19 protein-coding genes are annotated in these 18187 nt (G+C 70.2%); 7 read left to right on the top strand and 12 right to left on the bottom strand.

The window, feature by feature from the left end:
* The first annotated feature begins 13 nt into the window (after nucleotides 1-13).
* Entirely contained in the window at nucleotides 14-436 is a 423-nt protein-coding gene (locus tag AC1RN5_RS14125) for a hypothetical protein (RefSeq protein WP_493041784.1), read from the top strand.
* On the opposite strand, the gene AC1RN5_RS14120 is transcribed toward AC1RN5_RS14125, so the two are convergent.
* On the bottom strand, nucleotides 433-915 hold the full coding sequence (locus AC1RN5_RS14120) for a GNAT family N-acetyltransferase (protein WP_493041783.1): 483 nt from the start codon (nucleotides 913-915) through the stop codon (nucleotides 433-435). The genes AC1RN5_RS14125 and AC1RN5_RS14120 overlap by 4 nt on opposite strands.
* Before the next feature lie 33 nt (nucleotides 916-948).
* Between AC1RN5_RS14120 and AC1RN5_RS14115 the strand changes: the two genes are divergently transcribed.
* The gene (locus AC1RN5_RS14115) at nucleotides 949-1299 is read left to right on the top strand and encodes a TfoX/Sxy family protein (protein WP_493041782.1); all 351 of its coding nucleotides are present in this window, start codon (nucleotides 949-951) and stop codon (nucleotides 1297-1299) included.
* On the opposite strand, the gene AC1RN5_RS14110 is transcribed toward AC1RN5_RS14115, so the two are convergent.
* The 4 genes from AC1RN5_RS14110 to AC1RN5_RS14095 all read right to left on the bottom strand — a co-directional run bounded on the left by AC1RN5_RS14110 (nucleotide 1289) and on the right by AC1RN5_RS14095 (nucleotide 5033).
* Nucleotides 1289-2146, bottom strand: a complete 858-nt coding sequence (locus AC1RN5_RS14110) for an SDR family oxidoreductase (protein ID WP_493041781.1) — start codon at nucleotides 2144-2146, stop codon at nucleotides 1289-1291. The two genes, AC1RN5_RS14115 and AC1RN5_RS14110, sit on opposite strands and share 11 nt — an antisense overlap.
* Nucleotides 2143-3105 (bottom strand): oxidoreductase, encoded by a 963-nt coding sequence (locus tag AC1RN5_RS14105; RefSeq protein ID WP_493041780.1) that lies wholly within the window; start codon nucleotides 3103-3105, stop codon nucleotides 2143-2145. Before AC1RN5_RS14105 ends, AC1RN5_RS14110 begins: the two co-directional genes overlap by 4 nt.
* On the bottom strand, nucleotides 3106-3885 hold the full coding sequence (locus AC1RN5_RS14100; RefSeq protein WP_493041779.1) for an enoyl-CoA hydratase-related protein: 780 nt from the start codon (nucleotides 3883-3885) through the stop codon (nucleotides 3106-3108). It abuts the gene before it with no gap.
* 83 nt (nucleotides 3886-3968) lie between these two features.
* The gene (locus AC1RN5_RS14095) at nucleotides 3969-5033 is read right to left on the bottom strand and encodes an MBL fold metallo-hydrolase (protein WP_493041778.1); all 1065 of its coding nucleotides are present in this window, start codon (nucleotides 5031-5033) and stop codon (nucleotides 3969-3971) included.
* Between the two features lie 175 nt (nucleotides 5034-5208).
* Here AC1RN5_RS14095 and AC1RN5_RS14090 point away from each other — a divergent pair, with 175 nt between their 5' ends.
* Nucleotides 5209-6531, top strand: a complete 1323-nt coding sequence (locus AC1RN5_RS14090) for a hypothetical protein (RefSeq protein ID WP_493041777.1) — start codon at nucleotides 5209-5211, stop codon at nucleotides 6529-6531.
* Nucleotides 6532-6629: 98 nt separating this feature from the next.
* Here the strand turns inward: AC1RN5_RS14090 and AC1RN5_RS14085 are convergent, their stop codons facing one another.
* The 6 genes from AC1RN5_RS14085 to AC1RN5_RS14060 form a co-directional block, all read right to left on the bottom strand.
* Nucleotides 6630-8171 carry an acetolactate synthase large subunit gene (locus AC1RN5_RS14085; protein ID WP_493041776.1) on the bottom strand — a complete coding sequence of 514 codons (1542 nt, stop codon included), beginning with the start codon at nucleotides 8169-8171 and terminating at the stop codon, nucleotides 6630-6632.
* Nucleotide 8172: 1 nt separating this feature from the next.
* Entirely contained in the window at nucleotides 8173-9948 is a 1776-nt protein-coding gene (locus AC1RN5_RS14080; RefSeq protein ID WP_493041775.1) for a feruloyl-CoA synthase, read from the bottom strand.
* 46 nt (nucleotides 9949-9994) lie between these two features.
* Nucleotides 9995-11167, bottom strand: a complete 1173-nt coding sequence (locus AC1RN5_RS14075) for an RNA polymerase sigma factor (protein WP_493041774.1) — start codon at nucleotides 11165-11167, stop codon at nucleotides 9995-9997.
* 44 nt (nucleotides 11168-11211) lie between these two features.
* Nucleotides 11212-11562 (bottom strand): YciI family protein, encoded by a 351-nt coding sequence (locus AC1RN5_RS14070; RefSeq protein WP_493041773.1) that lies wholly within the window; start codon nucleotides 11560-11562, stop codon nucleotides 11212-11214.
* Between the two features lie 79 nt (nucleotides 11563-11641).
* Nucleotides 11642-12976 carry a dihydroorotase gene (locus AC1RN5_RS14065; protein ID WP_493041772.1) on the bottom strand — a complete coding sequence of 445 codons (1335 nt, stop codon included), beginning with the start codon at nucleotides 12974-12976 and terminating at the stop codon, nucleotides 11642-11644.
* On the bottom strand, nucleotides 12973-14010 hold the full coding sequence (locus tag AC1RN5_RS14060) for a glycosyltransferase family 9 protein (protein ID WP_493041771.1): 1038 nt from the start codon (nucleotides 14008-14010) through the stop codon (nucleotides 12973-12975). Before AC1RN5_RS14060 ends, AC1RN5_RS14065 begins: the two co-directional genes overlap by 4 nt.
* Between AC1RN5_RS14060 and ygfZ the strand changes: the two genes are divergently transcribed.
* Nucleotides 14009-14815: a CAF17-like 4Fe-4S cluster assembly/insertion protein YgfZ gene (gene ygfZ / locus AC1RN5_RS14055; RefSeq protein WP_493041770.1), complete on the top strand. Its 807-nt coding sequence runs from the start codon at nucleotides 14009-14011 to the stop codon at nucleotides 14813-14815. The genes AC1RN5_RS14060 and ygfZ overlap by 2 nt on opposite strands.
* Before the next feature lie 129 nt (nucleotides 14816-14944).
* Here the strand turns inward: ygfZ and AC1RN5_RS14050 are convergent, their stop codons facing one another.
* Nucleotides 14945-15805 (bottom strand): alpha/beta fold hydrolase, encoded by an 861-nt coding sequence (locus AC1RN5_RS14050; RefSeq protein ID WP_493041769.1) that lies wholly within the window; start codon nucleotides 15803-15805, stop codon nucleotides 14945-14947.
* Between the two features lie 52 nt (nucleotides 15806-15857).
* On the opposite strand from AC1RN5_RS14050, the gene AC1RN5_RS14045 reads away from it, so the two are divergent.
* From AC1RN5_RS14045 to AC1RN5_RS14035, 3 genes are read left to right on the top strand one after another with little or no spacing between them, the layout of a single operon-like run.
* Complete coding sequence (locus AC1RN5_RS14045) at nucleotides 15858-16448, top strand: DNA-3-methyladenine glycosylase I (RefSeq protein WP_493041768.1); 591 nt, start codon at nucleotides 15858-15860, stop codon at nucleotides 16446-16448.
* Nucleotides 16448-17092: a ribonuclease HII gene (rnhB, locus tag AC1RN5_RS14040; protein WP_493041767.1), complete on the top strand. Its 645-nt coding sequence runs from the start codon at nucleotides 16448-16450 to the stop codon at nucleotides 17090-17092. Before AC1RN5_RS14045 ends, rnhB begins: the two co-directional genes overlap by 1 nt.
* 31 nt (nucleotides 17093-17123) lie before the next feature.
* Nucleotides 17124-18182, top strand: coding sequence for a DUF2332 domain-containing protein (locus AC1RN5_RS14035; protein ID WP_493041766.1), 1059 nt, complete (start codon nucleotides 17124-17126; stop codon nucleotides 18180-18182).
* The last annotated feature ends 5 nt before the right edge of the window (nucleotides 18183-18187 follow it).

The following is an 18187-nucleotide window of genomic DNA, read 5'->3' as shown; positions in this document are numbered from 1 at the left end:
AGCGGAGGTTCGCATGTCCATTTCAGCCATCGGCCAATCCTCACCCCTCGCCGCCCTCCTGCCCGGCGGGGCCGCGGCGCCCACCGACAAGCCCGCCAGCGCCGCCGAGATCGCCGCGGCGAAGGCCGCCGCCGCCAAGGCCAAGGACAAGGCCACCCTTGAGGCGATCCGCGACAAGGGGATCTACCAATGGGCCAAGGAGCAGCAGCTCGAGAAGCTGAAGGAGAAGATTCGCGCCCAGGTCCTGGCCGCCCGCGGAACCAGCGAGGGCGACCTGGCCAGGCTCGACCCCAAGCAGCGGGCCGCCACAGAGACCTCCATCGAGGAGGAGATCGCCCGGCGCATCAAGGAGGCGATGCTGGGCGTGCTCGAGCACCAGGCAAAATCGAACCAGGGCGGCAAGGACGCCCCGGCGATCATCGACATCAAGGTCTAGTCGCCCCGCGCCAACTTGCTCAGCGCCGCGTCGGTCAGGCGACGCACGGTCCACTCGGTCTGCGCCGCGGCTCCCAGGCTGTCATAGAAGGCGATGGCGGGTTCGTTCCAGTTGAGCACCGCCCATTCCAGCCGCGCCAGGCCCTCGGTCTCGCACCGCCGGGCCAGGGCCCGCAGCAGGGCCTTGCCGGCCCCCAGGCCGCGGGCCTCCGGGACCACGAACAGGTCCTCCAGATAGATCCCGTGCCGGCCGCGGAAGGTGGAGTAGTTGTAGAACCAGATGGCGAACCCCACCGGCGCGCCGTCGCTCTCGGCGATGTCGCAGAACAGGCGCGGATTGGCCCCGAACAGGTGGCCGGCGATGTCGTCCTGGCTGGCCTCCACCTCGTGCAGCAGCTTTTCGTACTCGGCGAGCGCCCGGATGAAGCCGAAGACGGTGGGGGCGTCGGCGGGAACGGCGGGACGGACGGTGACGGTCACGGCTAACATGTCCTCTGGCTTGGCGAGGAGCGCATGGCGGTCTCACCGGAATTTGTCGACTACATCCTCGAGCAGCTCCAGCCGCTCGGCGGGATCACCCACCGGCGGATGTTCGGCGGCGTGGGCCTGTCCCGCCACGAGCTGTTCTTCGCCCTGATCGCCGAGGACACCCTCTATCTCAAGGTCGACGACGCCAACCGCGCCGACTTCGAGTCCGCCGGCTGCGAACCCTTCAAACCCTTCGGCGGCGACAAGGCCATGAGCTACTGGTCGGCGCCCCTCGACGCTCTGGAGGACCCCGACCTGCTGGCCGCCTGGGCGGGCAAGGGCCTGGAGGCCGCCGCCCGCGCCAAGTCGAAGCCGAAGCGTAAGCCTAGCCGATGACCACGCCGGGCGGCGGGACGGAGTCCGCCGGGACGAAGAAGTCGGGCATCAGCTTGGTGGTGGGATCGACCCGGTACTTGTCGAAGTCACGCTCGCCTTCCGCATAGAGGAAGCTGTCGTCGATCAGGAAGTTGCCGCTGAACTCGCGGGCCGGCTTCTCGAAGATGGCATGGGCGGCGTCGGCCATGATGTCGACGGTGCGGCAGGACTTCATGCCCTCCTCCCCGGCCAGGGCGAACTGGATGGCGGCCGTGGCGATGCCCGTGCGGGGCCACAGCGCGTTGAAGGCGATGCCGTCGGCCTTGAACTCCGCGGCCATGCCCAGGACGCACATGCTCATGCCGAACTTGGCCATGGTGTAGGCCACGTGGCCCTCGAACCAGCGCGGGCTCATGTCCAGGGGCGGCGACAGCATCAGGACGTGGGGGTTGGCCGAATTCTTCAGGTGTGGAATGCAGGCCTTGGAGGTCAGGAAGGTGCCCCGAGCATTGACCTGGTTCATCAGGTCGTAGCGCTTCATGTCGGTCTGCAGGGTGCCCGTGAGCTGGATGGCCGAGGCGTTGTTGACGCAGATGTCGATGCCGCCGAAAGCCGCCACGGTCTTCTCCACCGCCTCGTAGACGCTGGCCTCGTCGCGGACGTCGACGATCAGGGGCAGGGCCTTGCCCCCGGCCGCCTCGATCTCCTTGGCGGCCGAATAGATGGTGCCGGGCAGGTGTTTGTGCGGCTCGGCGGTCTTGGCGGCGATGGCGATGTTGGCCCCGTCGCGGGCGGCACGGAGCGCGATGGCCAGGCCGATGCCGCGGCTGGCGCCGGTGACGAAGAGGGTCTTGCCTTGCAGGCTCATAGTTTCACTCCGGTGGTTTCTTCCGACAGGGCCCAGAGGCGCTCGGCGCCCTCGGGGTCGAGGGCGTGGGCCATGACTCCGGCATTGGGCTCCTCGCCCCAGGGCAGGGCTTGGCTGAGATTTTCCAGATAGAGGCCGCCGACGCCCTCGAGTTCATCCCCGATGGCCGCCCAGACGCTGGTGGACGCGCCCTGGGCCGGGGTCTTGAAGCCCTGGGCGATGACGCCCTCATCGTTCATCCAGCCCATGGCGATCATCTCCTCGCGGGGCAGGTGACGCTGCAGGGGGGTCATGATCCCGCCCGGCATCACGGCGTTGGCGGTGATCCCCAGGTCGGCGAAGCGCCTGTGGAAGCCCACGGCGAACAGGGAATTGGCGGTCTTGGACTGGCCGTAGGACTCCCACTTGTCATAGGGCCGGGTGCGGTAATGGGGGTCGTCCCAGTTGATGCCGCTCCGGCGGTGGCCGATTGAGGAGAGCGAGACCAGGCGCGCCGCGCGCCCCTCCTCGGCCCCGTTCATCAGGGCGCGGGCCAGGCCGACGCCGAGCAGGAAGTGGCCGAAGTGGTTGGTCCCGATCTGCATCTCCAGATCGTCGGCGGTGTAGGTCTGCGGGCAGGCCATGACGCCTGCGTTGTTGATCAGCATGTTCAGCGGCGCGTCGCCCCAGGCGCTGACGAAGGCGGCCACCGAGCCCAGGCTGGAGAGGTCGATCATCCCCACCCTGGCCCGCTCGGCGCCGATGTCGGCGTTGATCTGGGCGGCGGCCTTCTCGCCGGCCTCGCGGTTGCGGACGGCGATCGTGACCTCGGCGCCGGCGGCGGCGAGCGCCCTGGCGGTTTCGATACCGATGCCGGTGGCGCCGCCGGTGACGATGGCCGTCCGGCCGGTCAGGTCGTGGTCCTCGGCGATCTCGGCGGCGTCGGTGAAGGGGGAAAGGCCCGCGGTGATCCGGGCCATCTAGCCCACCTTGGCGAAGTCGGGCGCGCGCTTCTGCGCGAAGGCGGCGAAGGCCTCCTTGGCCTCCGGCGACTTGAGCTGGGCGGCGAAGTGGCGGCCCTCTTCGTCCATCCGGTTGGCGATGGCCTCGGCGTCGCGCATCAGGGCCTTGGTGATGGTCACCGCGGCCGGCGGGCGGGCGGCCACGGCGTCGGCGGCGGCCCGAGCGCGGGCCCGAAGCTGGTCGGCGGGGACCGCGGCGTTGGCGATGCCCCAGTCCACCGCCTTCTTCGCATCGACGGCTTCGCCGAGCACGAACATGGAGAAGGCCCGGGCATGGCCGATGCGGGCCGGCAGGGTCAGGCTGGAGGCCGCCTCCGGCACCAGGGCCAGGTTCACGAAGGGGGTGGTGAGCAGGGTGTCCTCGGAGACGAAGACCAGGTCGCAGTGCAGCAGCATGGTGACGCCCACCCCCACCGCGCGGCCGTTCACGGCGGCCACCAGCGGGGTCTTGGCGCGCGCCAGGGCGGCCAGCAGGGGATTGCCCTCGCGGCGGGCCTCGTTGGCGCTGGAGTCGCCGGCGTTGACGGCGGCGAAGTCGGTCAGGTCGTTGCCGGCGGTGAACATGTCGCCATTGGCCTGGATCAGCACGCAGCGGACCTCGCGATCGAACTCCGCCTGGTCGATGGCGTCGCCGAGGGCCTGGTACATGGCCCGGGTCAGGGCGTTCTTCTTCTCCGGCCGGTTGAGGGTCAGGGTCAGGACCCCGCCCGACTTCTCGCTCAAGACATGCTCGCTCATCGTCCCACTCCCTAATTTCTTACGTCGTATATTATACCGCCGCGCAGGGGGCGCCAGCGGCGCGCCACGATTTCTTTCCCGGATCAGGCGACCCGGTACCAGTCCACGCCCTGGGGGTCGGTCTCCTTGACCGCCTGACCCCGGGTGATCAGGCAGTTGAGATGAGCCAGGCTCTCGCCGGTGGCCATGCCCAGGACCCACTCGTCGATCTTCCGGCGGAACAGGACATGGAAGACGTCCACCGACCGCTTCGGCTCGGCGATAAGCGCCGCAAGCCGCGCCAGCCCCCGCTCGTGGCCGCCGATCAGGTGGTCGATGCGGGCGTGCAGGCCGTGGAACGGATCGTTGTGCGCGGGCAGGACCAGGACGTCGTTGGGCACCTGGGTCTTGATCCGCGCCAGCGAGGTCAGCCAGTCGGTCAGGGGATCGCCGCCGGGCTCGGTGGGAAAGACCGAGACGTTGGAGGAGATCTTGGGCAGCACCTGGTCGCCGCTGATCAGCAGCTTCAGCTCCGGGCAGTAGAGGCAGGCGTGCTCCGGCGAATGGCCCGAGCCCACCACGACCTTCCAGCCATGGTCGCCGATCTGGATTTCGTCGCCGTCCGACAGCCGCTGGAAGCTGGCCGGCAGGGCGTGCAGCCCCTTGCCGAAGCCGCCGAACCGGGCGCGGTAGGTCTCGATCTGCTCCTCGGTCCAGCCGGCGCCGCGATAGAAGCGCAGGGCGTCCTCCGGCGCCTCGCGGCCGGTGTCGGCCGCCAGGTTGTGGCACATCAGGAACTCCAGCCGGGTGATCCACAGCCGGACGTCGAACTTCCGCGTCAGCCAGCCGGCCATGCCGATATGGTCGGGATGCATGTGGGTGACGAAGACCCGCGTCACCGGCAGGCCGCCCAGGGACTTGGCGAAGGCCTCGCGCCAGGCCTCCATGGTCTCGGGCCCGCCCATGCCGGTGTCGACGATGGCCCAGCCGGCGCCCTCGCGGATGGCCCAGACATTGATGAAGGCCAGGGATCCGCCCAGCGGCATCCGCAGCCACTTCACCCCGGGCGCCACGTCCAGGGCCTCGCCGGTCTTGGGGCCCCGCTCGAAGGGATAGACCAGCCTGGGGCGCGGATGGTCGACCACCGCCTCTTCGAATCCGTCCCGCATCGCCCCAAAACTCCAACCCGTGTTCCGCCATTGTCGCGCCACAGGTGATCTCTATCAAACCGCAATACGGTCTTGTGCAGCTCAGTTCAGACGCCGTTCACGCCAAACTTGATTTGAAGGACGCAGGGGCGCTTAAGTCCGCCCAGAGGAACTACCCCCAGGAGAGATTACGACCATGAGGTCATTCGGAATCGGGCTCGCCGCGGCCCTGTTTGTCGCGGTGATGGCGCCCGCCGCCGTCGTTATGGCGGCCAAGAAGCCGGTTGAGGAAGTCACCGCCGCCTCCCGCACCCAGGGCATGGCCGAGGCGCCGGCCGTGGCCGCCGCCGCCGGCATCGCCTGCAAGGTCACCGACGCCCGCTTCGTCGGCAAGATGAGCGACAAGAAGGCCAAGACCGAGACCAGCTATTACGAGATCGACTGCGACAAGGGCCTCGGCTTCATCCTGTCGGCCGTGACCGGCGCCAAGCCCACCGCCTTCACCTGCGTGGAAGCCAACAGCCCGACCCCGGACGGCAAGCCCTCCAGCCTGCCCTGCAAGCTGCCGGGCAACGCCGATCCCAAGTCCGACCTGGCCGGCTACATCGCCAAGGCCGGCATCGCCTGCACCCCCGATCAGGTGCGCGGCATCGGCCAGAGCGCCACCTCGACCTTCCTCGAAATCTCTTGCACCGGCGGCGACGGCTACGTCCTGCAGACCAGCGCCCCGGCCGACGAGGCCAAGAAGGTCGAGGCCAACAACTGCCTGCTGTACGACGACAGCAACAGCAACATTAAGTGCACCCTGCACGACAAGGCCTACCGCATGGCCATCGTCGACACCCTGGTGACCGCCTCCAAGAACGGCTGCGCCGTGAAGGACCGTCGCTACGCCGGTATGTCGCAGGCCGGCGCCATGTTCTACGAGACCTCCTGCGCCGACGGTAAGGGCTACCTCTACAAGGTGGAGAAGGGCCAGCTGGTCCAGACCTATCCCTGCGAGAAGGCCTCCATGGTGATGGGCGGCTGCGAGCTGACCGACGCCAAGGAAGCCGAGACCGCCCAGGCCGGCCTCTACACCAAGCTGGCCAAGACCGCGGCCTTCGACTGCGAAGTCTCCAAGTACGCCCCCTTCCCCTCGCCCGCCGGTCTGGACGTGGTGGAGATGGCCTGCACGAACGGCTCCGGCGGTGTCGGCGTCTTCGGCGGCCCCGGCGTGAAGCCGCAGGTCTACGACTGCGCCCGCGCCCCGGTGGCTGGCTATCGCTGCTCCTTCACCAAGCCTGACGGGGCCTTCCCGCTGGTGACCGCCGATCTGCGCAAGATGGGCAAGAACGAGTGCACGGTCTCGGCCACCCGCTACATCGGCAAGACCACCAAGGGCACGGGCTATCTGGAAGTCGGCTGCTCCGACGGCCTGAAGGGCTACATCCTGGAATACGCGCCGTCGCCGCTGGCCCCCGTGGGCGTCATCGGCTGCGCCTTCTCCAAGGACTGCAAGCTGCCCGGCAACACCTGATCGGCTGATCAGGACGACAGGATCGAGGCCCGTGGGTTCGCCCACGGGCCTTTTTCTTTGCGCCCTCACCTCCCCGCGTCGCGGGGACGGAAGAGAGGCTAGATCGCGGCTTCGATGAACTTGGGGCCCGGCTCGGACATGGCGCGGGCGAAGGCCGTCTCGAACTGCTCGGCGGTCTCGCAGCGGACGGCGGGCAGGCCCATGCCCTTGGCGATGGAGACCCAGTCGAGCTTGGGGTCGCCCAGGTCCAGCAGCTTGGAGGCCGAGGGGCCGGGATTGCCCGAGCCGGTGCGGCCCATCTCGATGTTGAGGATGCGGTAGGAGTGATTGGCGAAGACCACGACGGTGACGTCGAGGTTCTCCCGCGCCATCGTCCAGAGGCTCTGGACCGTGTACATGGCCGAGCCGTCCCCGTTCAGCGACACCACCTTGCGCCCCGGCGCGGCGACGGCCGCCCCGATGGCCAGCGGCATGCCGATGCCGATGGCCCCGCCGGTGAGCGCCAGGACGTCATGTGGCCGGGCGGTCATGCAGGGCACCGCCACCCCGCCGCCGGAGGTCACCGAGTCGTCGCAGATGATCGCCCCCTCGGGCAGGTGGCGGGCGATGGAGACGCCGGCGCTCTGCGGGGTCATGCCGCCGGTAGGGGCGTTCTCGGGCAGCTTCAGCGGCTGGCTGGGACCGGCGGCCGGAGCGCCCAGCGCATCGGCCAGGGCCGCCAGGGCGGCGACGGAATCGGTGGTCCGATCGGCCAGGGTCAGGGTGGCGCAGCCCTCCGGCACCAGGACGCTGGGGCGGTCGGGATAGGCGAAGAAGGCCACCGGCGTGGTGGTGCCGGCATAGACCATGAGGTCGGTCCCGGCGAGGTCGGCCAGGGCCATCTCGCCGAAGTACTGCATACGGGCCGGCGCGAAGATCCCCGCCCCCCGCGGCTGGCGGGAGACGAAGGTGTCGACCATGACCCGGACGCCCGCGGCCTGCAGGCGGGCGGCCTGGACCAGGGCCTCGGCCCGGGCGGCGCGGCCGCCGATCAGCACCACCGGCTTGGCGGCGGCCTTGATGGCCTTGGCCACGGCCTCGACATTGGCGGCCTCGGGGGCCGACGGCGCGGGGCGGCCGGCCTTGGCCCTGGTCACCTTGGTCTCCAGCCAGGCGGAGTCGGCGGGCAGGATCAGACTGACCGGGCCGCCGGGGGGGCCGTAGCTGGCGGTGATGGCCTCGGCCGCGATGGCCGCCACGCTGTCGGGGGTGTCGGCGGACTTCACCCAGACCGAGTTGGCCGCCACGATGGAAGGAATGTCGGAGTTCAGCGGCGCGTCGTACTGCCGGTGATAGGTGGCGTGGTCACCGATCACGTTGACGATCGGGGTGTAGGCGCGCCGGGCGTTGTGCAGGTTGGCCAAGCCGTTGCCGTAGCCGGGCCCCAGGTGCAGCAGGGTGCAGGCCGGGGTGTCGCTCATGCGGCCATAGCCGTCGGCGGCGCCGGTGGCCACGCCTTCGAACAGGCACAGCACCGGTCGCATGCTGGGCTGGCGGTCCAGGGCCGCGACGAACTGCATCTCGCTGGTGCCGGGATTGGCGAAACAGGCGGTCACGCCGTTGTCCACGAGGGTCTCGATCAGGGCGTCGGCGCCGTTCATGTCAGAACACCATCACATCGGAGGAAGGGGGATCGGCGAACAGCCGGTTCACGGATTCGGCGCGGCGCGCGCGCGCCAGGGCCTGGGCGATATAGCCCTTGTCGGTGATCTCACCGGCGCCCGCGTCCGGCGGACCGTCCAGCACCAGCGCCCGGGCGATCCTGCCGCCCGCGCCCTTGGCCTTGGCGTTGAAGGCCTCCAGGCCGGCGCGCACGGCGGCGGCCACGGCCTCCGGAGGGAGGTGGGGATTGGGATAGAACATCAGGCCGACGCTCTCGTGGCCCTCGCCGCAGACCACCGCGTCGGTCACGGCGTCGCCGACGGCGGAGACGGCCGCGATGCGGAGTTCGCCGACCGAGACGAAGGTGCCGCTGGCCAGCTTGAAGTTCTCCGACAGACGGCCATCGAAGGCCATGCCCTGGAGCGGGTCCTGCGGGTCGATGAACCGAGCGGCGTCGCCCACCTGGTAGAAGCCTTCCGCGTCGAAGCTCTGGGCCGACAGCTCGGGCTTCCCGAGATAGCCGGGGGTGACCTGGGGGCCCTTGACCCGGAACTCCAGCTTGCCGTCCGCCGGGACCAGCTTCACCGAGGTGCCGGGCAGGGGCAGGCCCATCAGCCCCATCCGCGCATTATGCCAGGAGACGTTGGCGGCGGTCGGTCCGGTCTCCGTCGCCCCATAGCCGCTGCCGAAGGTGATGCGCTCGCCGACCGTGCGGACCGCCACGGCCTGGATGCGATCGTTCACCGCCTGGCCCAGGGCCGCCCCGCCGTATTGCAGCGCCCGGACCCGGGAGAAGAAGTTGCGCGCCAGGGCCTCGTTCCGCTCCAGTTCGCCGGCGAACAGCATCCAGCCGGCCGGCACCATGTTGTGATAGGTGGGCGCGATCTCGGTCAGGTTCCGCACCGTCTCGGCGAAGCGCCCCGCCACCGGCTGGCCGGCGTCGACATAGAGCGTACCGCCGCGATGAGCCGTCATGTGCAGGATCGCGTTGGCGCCCAGGCTGTGGCTCCAGGGGGCGGCGTTGACGATCACCGGGGGTTCGTCGTCCTTGAAGCAGGCGGTGATCTGGGCGGCGTTCACGCACATCCCGCGCTGGGTGTAGATCACCGCCTTCGGGTGACCCGTCGAGCCTGAGGTCAGCAGGTACTTGGCGTGGTCCTCGGGCCGCGCCGTCGCCTCGACGGGCGCGGCGGCCAGCAGGGTCTCCAGCGCCAGGTCGCCGGGCCGGGCGTTGCGGCCGGCGATCACCGGCAGGCCGGCCAGGCAATCGGCCCCCAGCCCCTCGGCGAACAGGGTGGCGTCCTCGGTGTACACGGCCGCGGGCTTGAGCACCTCGACGGCGTGGGCGAGGCGGGAGAGATTGGCGCCCGGCAGCCCGTACTGGGGCGACACCGGGGCGACCGGCATGCCCTGGCCCATGGCGGCGTACTTGATCAGGGCATGGTCGATCCCGTTGCGCGCCAGGATCAGCAGCGGCCCCTTGTCCGTCACGCCCAGGGCGCGCAGGCCCCCCGCCAGCCGGCGCACGGCCTCATGGGCCTGGGCGTAGGAGATCGTCCGCCAGCCCTCTCCCGCCCGCTCGGCCAGCCAGACCCGGTCGGGCGCCGCCTTGGCCCAGAAGGCCAGGGGCTCCGCCGTCGTCTGGAAGGGCATGGCGAAGGGCGTCGGGTTGGTGAGCAGGATCTCCCCATTGTCCCGCCGCTCGATCTCCAGCCGGCGCGGCGCGAAGCGGGCGTCGCGGAAGGGGGCGGTGGCGATGTTCAGCTCGGCGTCCATGCCTAGGCTTATCGTCCCCGAGGCGCGGAAGGAAAGGGTGAAACCTTCAGATCAGGGCGGCGAGCCGGCGTTCCAGGTACAGCCGCTCGGCCGGCGCGGGCTTCAGGGCGAGGGCGGCGCGATAGGCCCCGCGGGCGTCTTCGGTCTGGCCCGCACGGGCGCAGAGGCCGGCGCGGGCGGCCTGGTAGGGCAGCCATCCCGCCAGCCGCTCGACGCCCGGGACCTCAGCCAGGGCCGTCAGACCGGCCGCGGGACCGCTGGCTTCGCCGACCGCGACGGCGCGGTTGACGGCGGTCACGGCGTCGGGACGGAACAGGCTGAGGGCGTCGTAGAGGTCAACGATGGCCGACCAGGGCGTGACGCCGGTCTCCCGCCGCGCCAGGTGCAGACCGTGCACGGCGGCCAGCAGGCAGCGCGGCCCAGTCCCGCCCAGGTCGGCGGCCGCGTCCAGCAGTCCTGCACCCTCGGTGATCAGGTCGCCGCGCCACAGGGCCATGTCCTGCTCTGAGGGCGGGACCATGGCGCCGGTGTCATCCAGGCGCGCAGGCCGCCGCGCCTCGGCGAAGCGGACCAGCGCGGCCAGGCCCAACACCTCGCCCTCCCGCCGCATGAGTTCGACCAGCAGGCCCGAGAGTCGCAGCACCTCCTGGGCGAAGGGCGCGCCCTCGGCGGCCAGGGCCGCGTCCTCATAGGCCTGGGCGTAGGCGATCTCCAGGGTGGCCAGGACCGCCTCCAGCCGCTCGGGCCAGGACTCGGGCCCCGGAACTTCGAAGGGCACGCCAGCGTCGCGGATCTTGCGTTTCGCCCGGGTGATCCGCTGCAGCATGGCCGGCTCGGCCATCAGGAAGGCGCGGGCCAGGCGATCGGTGGATAGGCCGCAGACCACCTTCAGGGTCAGGGCCGCCCGGGTGTCGGCGGCGATGGCCGGATGGCAGCAGACGAAGATCAGCCGCAGGCGCTCGTCGGGGATGGGGTCATCGGCGGCGATCAGTTCGTCCTCCTGCGAGGGCGCCGGCGGCGGCTCATCGGGGACCTGCCTCCGACGCACCGCCGCGCGGCGCCGAGCGTCCAGGGCGCGGCGCCAGGCCGCCCGCCACAGCCAGGCGGCCGGATCACGGGGGGCCTGGGCGCGCCAGGCCGGCACCGCCGCCGCGCTGGCCTCGGCGAAGGCCTCCTCGGCGGCGTCCAGGTCGCGCAGACGGGCGGCCAGGGCGGCCACGACGCGAGGTCTGGCCTCCGAGATCGCCCGCCCGATGTCCATGCTCAGGGGTTGAGCACCGGCCGGACCTCGCAACTACCGCCGGGGCTGTTGGGCACCTGCCGGCCCCACTTGAGCGCCTCGTCCAGATCGGCCGCCTCGATCATGTAGAACCCGGCCAGATGCTCGCGGGTCTCGGCGAAGGGACCGTCATGCAGGGTCTGGCCGGCGGCCGAGGTCCGGATCGTGGTGGCAGTGGCGACCGGTTGCAGGCCCGCGCCCGCCTGCATGATCCCGGCCTGGCGCATCTGCTCGGCCAGCGCCCTGTGCCGGGCACCGAGCTCCATCAGGCTGGCCCGCCCCTCCGCGCTCTGCTCACGGCCTTCGGGCTCGTAGACGAGAAGCATGTATTGCATCGAAATCTCCTTTTCAGCGTGTCTTCCGCGGGAGAGACGCGCCGCCCGGAGCGGATTCGACAGGGCGGGAAAGAAATGTCTAGCCGCCCAGGGTCTCGGCGAAGCGGACCGGCTCGCCCAGGTGCGGGGCGATGACCTCGTCGTCGCGCATCACCACCCGGCCGCGGATGATGGTGGCCATGGGCCAGCCGGTGGCCTCGAAGCCGTCGAAGGGGGTCCAGCCGACGCGGCTGGCCATGTCCTCGTGCTTGATGATCCGCTTGGCCTTCAGGTCGACGATGGTGAAGTCGGCGTCGTTGCCCACCGCCAGGCGGCCCTTGTCGGCCATGCCGAACAGGCGGTTGGCGCCGTGGCTGGTGAGGTCGACGAAGCGCTCCAGGCTCAGCCGCCCGTTGGCCACGTGGGTCAGCATCACCGGCACCAGGGTCTGAACGCCAGGCATGCCCGAGGGCGAGGCCGGATAGGGCCGGGCCTTCTCCTCCTTGGTGTGGGGCGCGTGGTCGGAGCCCAGCACGTCGGCGACCCCGGCGGCCAGGGCGTCCCACAGGCCGTCCTGATGGTATTTGTTGCGGATCGGCGGATTCATCTGGGCGTAGCCCTTCAGCCGCTCATAGGCCTCCGGCGCGGTCAGGGTCAGGTGCTGTGGCGTGACCTCGACGCTGGCCACGTCCTTGTTGGCGGCCAGGAAGACCATCTCCTCGGCGGTGGTGACGTGCAGGACGTGGATGCGCTTGCCCAGCGCCTTGGCGATGCGCACCAGGCGGTGGGTGGATTCCAGCGCCGAGGCGGCGTCGCGCACCTCCTCGTGGCTCGTCCAGTCGCCGGCGCGGGCGAGCGGCCGGCGCTCGGCCAGGCGGTACTCGTCCTCGGAGTGGAAGGCTGCGCGGCGGTTCACGTGACGCAGCACCTGCTCGATGCCCTCGTCGTCCTGCACCAGCAGGCTGCCGGTGGAGGCGCCCATGAACACCTTGATCCCGCAGCAGCCGGGCAGGCGCTCCAGCTCGCCCAGGAAGACGGCGTTCTCGTGGGTGCCGCCGACATAGAAGGCGTGGTCGCAGTGCATGCGGCCCCTGGCGCGCGCCAGCTTGTCGGCCAGGGCGTCGGGATCGGTGGTGGTGGGCTCGGTGTTCGGCATCTCGAACACGGCGACCACTCCGCCCAGGACGGCGGCGCGGGACCCGCTCTCCAGGTCCTCCTTCCACTCCAGGCCGGGCTCTCGGAAGTGGACCTGGGTGTCGATGACACCGGGCAGGACGGTGAGCCCCTTGGCGTCGAAGACCTCGGCGGCCGAGGCCTGGGACAGGTCGCCGATGGCGACGATCTTGCCGGCGCGCACGCCGACGTCGGAGAGGCCCCGGCCGGCGTGGTTCACCACCTCGCCACCCCGGATGATCAGGTCGTAGGTCTCGCTCATCTTGTCCCGGTTGTCTTGGCAAGCAGGTCGCGCGCCGCGGTGACCACGGTGTCGACGGGGAGGTCCATCATGTGACAGAGCGCCTGCTGGAAGCCAGGGTCAACCGCACGGATGGTGGCGAAATCCCGGGGTCCGCGCACCACGCGGGTGTCGGGGCCCCAGGGGCCGTAGAGAGTCTCGTCGGAGGGGCCGAACAGCCCGACGGTGGGCGCGCCGGCCGCGGCGGCGATGTGCATCAGGCCCGAATCGTTGCCGATGAACAGCCGCGCGTGCTTGAGGCAGGCATAGGCGGTCAGCAGGTCCACCTTGCCCACCAGGTCGATGAACCGGCTCTTGGGGACCACGTTGCGCAGGGACTGGGTGGCCTGGGCGTCCTCGGGACCGCCCAGCACCATCAGGCGACCGCCGGCCAGGGGCCCGTCCTCGCCCAGCAGCTGGATGGCGGTCTGGGCGAAGCGCTCCACCGGCCAGGTCTTGCCCACCCAGTTGGCCGAGGGGGCCAGCGCCAGGATCGGGCCGTCGCCGGCCGTCAGGTCCATGGCCAGGGTCTCGGTGTCGCTGGAGGTGAAGAGATAGGGCGCCGGCGGATCGTCCTCGATCTGCAGCACGCGGGCGGCCTCGATCACCTTGTGCACCGGGGTGGGCGGCCGGCGGTAGACCGCCCGGCGCTCGCGCTTCAGGAAGCCGGAGATCGCCGAGCCGCGCAGGTCCACCACCAGACCCCAGCGGCGCTTGCGCACCTGCCGCCACAGCCGGAACCAGTGGCGGCCGTCCTTGGCCTTCTCGAAGACGATGATCTCGTCCAGGTTGGGGACGTCCAGGAACAGGGGCGCGGCGACGGGGCCGGCGACGATGGTGAAACGGGCGCTGGGGATTTCGGACAGCAGTTTGCGGATGAGCCCGGAAGAGAGCACGGCGTCGCCAATCCGCGTGGCGGTGATGAACAGAATCGGGAAGGACCCGGGGGTCATCGCCCCTCTATAAGGCTCGCGGCGCTGGCGCTCCACCCGCGCGATCCCTAACTGCGAATCCATGACGACAGCTCTTTCCCACGCCGTCCTGAAGAGCCGGGCGCTGATCTCGCTCTCCGGCGAGGACTGGCGCGACTTCCTCCAGGGCCTGATCACCCAGGATGTTGAAACCCTCGCGCCCGGGGAGGCGCGCTTCGGCGCCCTTCTGACTCCGCAAGGACGGCTTTTGTTCGACCTCTTCATCGTGGGACGGGCGGCCGGGGCCTGGTTGGACGTGCTGGCCGAGAGCCGTCAGGCCCTGATCCTGCGGCTGACCATGTACCGTCTGCGGGCCAAGGTGACGATCGCCGCCGACGAGACCCCGGTGGCGGCCCTGTTCGGCGAGGGCCCGACGCCCGAGGGCTGGATCGCCGATCCGCGCCTGCCCGCCCTGGGCTGGCGCGGCTATGGCGCGGCGACGCCCGCCGACGCGCTGGAGGTCGACGAGGCCGCCTATGACGCCCACCGCCTGGCGCTCGGCGTGCCCGGCCCCGCCGACTGGGGAAGCGAGAAGACCTATCCCATCGAGGCCAATTTCGACCTGCTGAACGGCATCGACTTCCACAAGGGCTGCTTCGTCGGCCAGGAGACCACCTCGCGCATGAAGCGCCGGGGCCAGATCAAGAACCGCATGCTGCCTCTGACCTTCGAAGGCGCCCCGCCGGCCTTCGACGCCGAGGTGCTGCTGGGCGACCGCCGGGCGGGCGAGGTGCTGTCTGGGCGGGACGGGCGGGCGATGGCCCTGGTGCGGCTGGACCGGCTTGATGGCGAGCTGACGGCGGACGGCAAGCCGGTGGCGGTGGACCGGCCGAGCTGGATGCCGCTTTAACTCTGGGTGTCATCCCGGTTTCCGCGGCACGCGGAAGACCGGGACCCAGAAGCACCGCCCAATCCTGCACACCCCGCGCATCTGGGTCCCGGACAAGCGCTGCGCGCTTTCCGGGATGACACTTGGGGGCTACCCGAGGAAGAACCCCCGCAACGCCTTCAGCGTCTCCGCCGGGTTCTCCTCGGGGATGAAGTGGCCGCTTTCGATGGCGTGGCCTTGCACGTCGTCGGCCCAGTCGCGCCAGATCGCCAGGACGTCGTACCAGGCGGCCAGGGCGCCCTTCGAGCCCCAGAGCACCTGGACCGGAACCTTGATCTTCGCCTTGCCCCGGTCGGCCTCGTCGGCGGCGACGTCATAGGAGGCGCAGGCGCGATAGTCCTCGCAGATGGCGTGGACCATGGCCGGGTTCCGCAGGCAGCGGACATAATCGGCATAGGCTTCGGGATCGAACATCCCGCCCGAACCGCGGAACAGGAAATACGCCGGATCGGCGCCGATCACCGTCTCGGGGAAGGGGTGGGCCTGCGCCAGGAACGACCAGTGCCAATAGGCCAGCGCGAAGGCCTTGTTGGCCCGCTTCCAGACATCGGCCGTCGGAATGATGTCCAGGATGGAGAGCTTCAGCAGCACATCAGGATGATCGAGGGCCAGGCGGTAGGCGACCCGCCCGCCGCGATCGTGGCCAGCCAGGTTGAAGCGGTCGAAGCCGAAATGCTTCATCAGGGCGACGGCGTCGCGGGCCATGGCGCGCTTGGAATAGGTCTCGTGGTCCGGCGTCGTGGGCGGCGCGGTGCTCTCGCCATAGCCACGCAGGTCGGGGGCGATGACGGTGAAGTCCTTCGCCAGGTCGCCCGCCACCCGGCTCCACATCATGTGGGTCTCCGGGTATCCGTGCAGCAGCAGGAGCGGCGGGCCCGAGCCGCCATGGCGGACCCGCAGGGTCGCCTCGCCAACATCCACCCGCGACAGGTTGAAGCCTTCGAACGCCATCTTGTCCGGTCCCGCTTGATCGGCCGCCGCCGCGCCTGCGAAAAGGTCGGCCATGACTCCCGAACCGATTCGTTGCGGCTGGCGCGGCATGCAGGGCGATCCCCTGTACGAGGCCTATCACGACACGGAATGGGGCGTGCCGGAATACGAATCCCGCGCCCTGTGGGAGAAGCTGGTGCTGGACGGGTTCCAGGCCGGACTCTCCTGGATCACCATCCTGAGGAAGCGCGACGCCTTCCGCGCCGCCTTCGCCGACTTCGATCCGGAGGTGGTGGCCCGCTTCGGCGACGCCGACCGGGCCCGGCTCATGGCCGACGCCGGCATCGTGCGCTCCAACGCCAAGATCGACGCGGCCATCGAAGGCGCGCGCATCTATCTGGACATGCGCGACAAGGGGGAGGACTTCTCCCAGTTCCTGTGGAGCTTCACCAACGGCCGGGTGATCCACAATCGCTGGGAGTCCATCGGCGACGTGCCGGCCAAGACCGAGGTCGCCGAGCAGATGGCCAAGGGGCTCAAGCAGAAGGGCTTCAAGTTCGTCGGCCCGGTGATCGTCTACGCCTTCATGCAGGCCACCGGCTTCGTGAACGACCACCTCACCTGCTGCCACCGCCACGGCCCCATCGACCGGATGAGCGCCTGATGGCCAAGGGCCCCGACATGCTGCTGGAGAAGGCCTGCCCAACGCCGGTCTGCGGCGTGGACGAGGCCGGGCGCGGGCCGTGGGCCGGGCCGGTCTCGGCCGGCGCGGTGATCCTCAATCCGCGCAAGATCCCCAAGGGCCTGAACGACTCCAAGAAGCTGTCGGCCAAGCAGCGCGAGTCCCTCGAACTGGAGATCAAGGACAAGGCGATCGCCTGGGGCGTCGGCTTCGCCAGCGTCGAGGAGATCGCCGAGCTCAACATCCTGCACGCCGCGGGTCTGGCCATGTGCCGGGCGATCGGCGAGCTGTCGGTGGAGCCGGCCTTCGCCCTGGTGGACGGCAACTACGGCTTCAAGCTGCCCTGCCCCATCAAGACGGTGATCAAGGGCGACGGAATCAGCGCCTCCATCGCCGCGGCCTCCATCCTGGCCAAGGTGGCCCGCGACCGGCTGATGCTGGAGATGGACGCCCTCTATCCCGGCTACGGCTTCGCCGCCCACAAGGGCTATCACGCCCCCATCCACGTGGAGGCCCTGCGGACCCTGGGTCCCTGCGAGATCCACCGCATGGGCTGGGCCCCGGTGAAACTGGCCATGGCCGGCGAACTGGTGAACGGCGAGCTTGATCTGCTGAATCAAGATTGACCCCTCCCCGCCCCGGCGGGACAGCGCGGTCATGGACAATCCCGAACTCTCCCGATCGCTGCGCCTGCAAGCCGCCGGTTGCCGCAATCTCGGCTCGCCCTTCCACGGCGACCTGCTGGACCATGCCGCCGAGGACCTCGAGGCCGGCGGTCCGGTGGCGGCCCTGCTGACCCCCTGGGCGCAGGCCGACCTGCGCAAGCTGTTCGACGACGCTATGCCCCTGCGCCTGCTGGGCGGCCTGCACGACCTGGTGCTCAGCGGCGGTGATCCGGCCCTGGCGGCCGCCTACCCGAAGCCCGGACGTCCGGCCGACGCCGCCGGCGCCTGGATCGCGGCGCGAACGGCGATCCTCCATCATCGGGAGCGACTGGCCGCCTTCATGACCCACGAGCCTCAGACCAACGAGGTTCGCCGCTCGGTCTGCCTGGCGCCGGGCTTCCTGACCATCGCCCGGGAGACCGGCCTGCCGCTACGGGCCTTCGAGATCGCCGCCAGCGCCGGGCTGAACCTGAACTGGGACAAGTACCGCTACCAGTTTGGCGAAGCAGCTTGGGGCGATCCGAACGCGCTCGTGGTCATGGACACCGAGTGGAGCGGCGGCCCGCCGCCGGTGGACGCGGAGGTGGAGGTGATCGAGCGTGCGGCCTGCGACCGCCGGCCGGGCGACCTGACCGATCCGGTCCAGCGCCGCCGGCTGCTGGCCTATATCTGGCCCGACCAGTTCGAGCGGCTGGACCGCATCCGGGCGGCCATCGACCTGGCGATGTCCCTGGGGGTCTCGGTGGAGGCCGCCGACGCGGTGGCCTGGACCGCCCGCGTCGCCGCGCCGCAGGCCGGCGCCGTGGCCGTCCTCTACCACTCGGTCTTTTGGCAATACATGCCCGCCGACAGCCAGGCGGCGCTCGCCCGGACCATCGCCGATCACGGCGCGGCGGCCACCCCGGAAGCTCCCTTCGCCTGGCTGCGCATGGAGCCGCCGCCGGACCACATGACCAACATGGAGGTGCGGCTAACGGTCTGGCCCGGCGGACAAGACCGGGTCCTGGCCAAGGTCCATCCGCACGGCGCCTGGGTTAAGTGGTTGAATTGAGCGAT

The sequence above is a fragment of the Phenylobacterium sp. GW821-FHT12F10 genome, from assembly GCF_058806695.1.
This window is presented reverse-complemented; position numbering and strand designations above follow the sequence as displayed.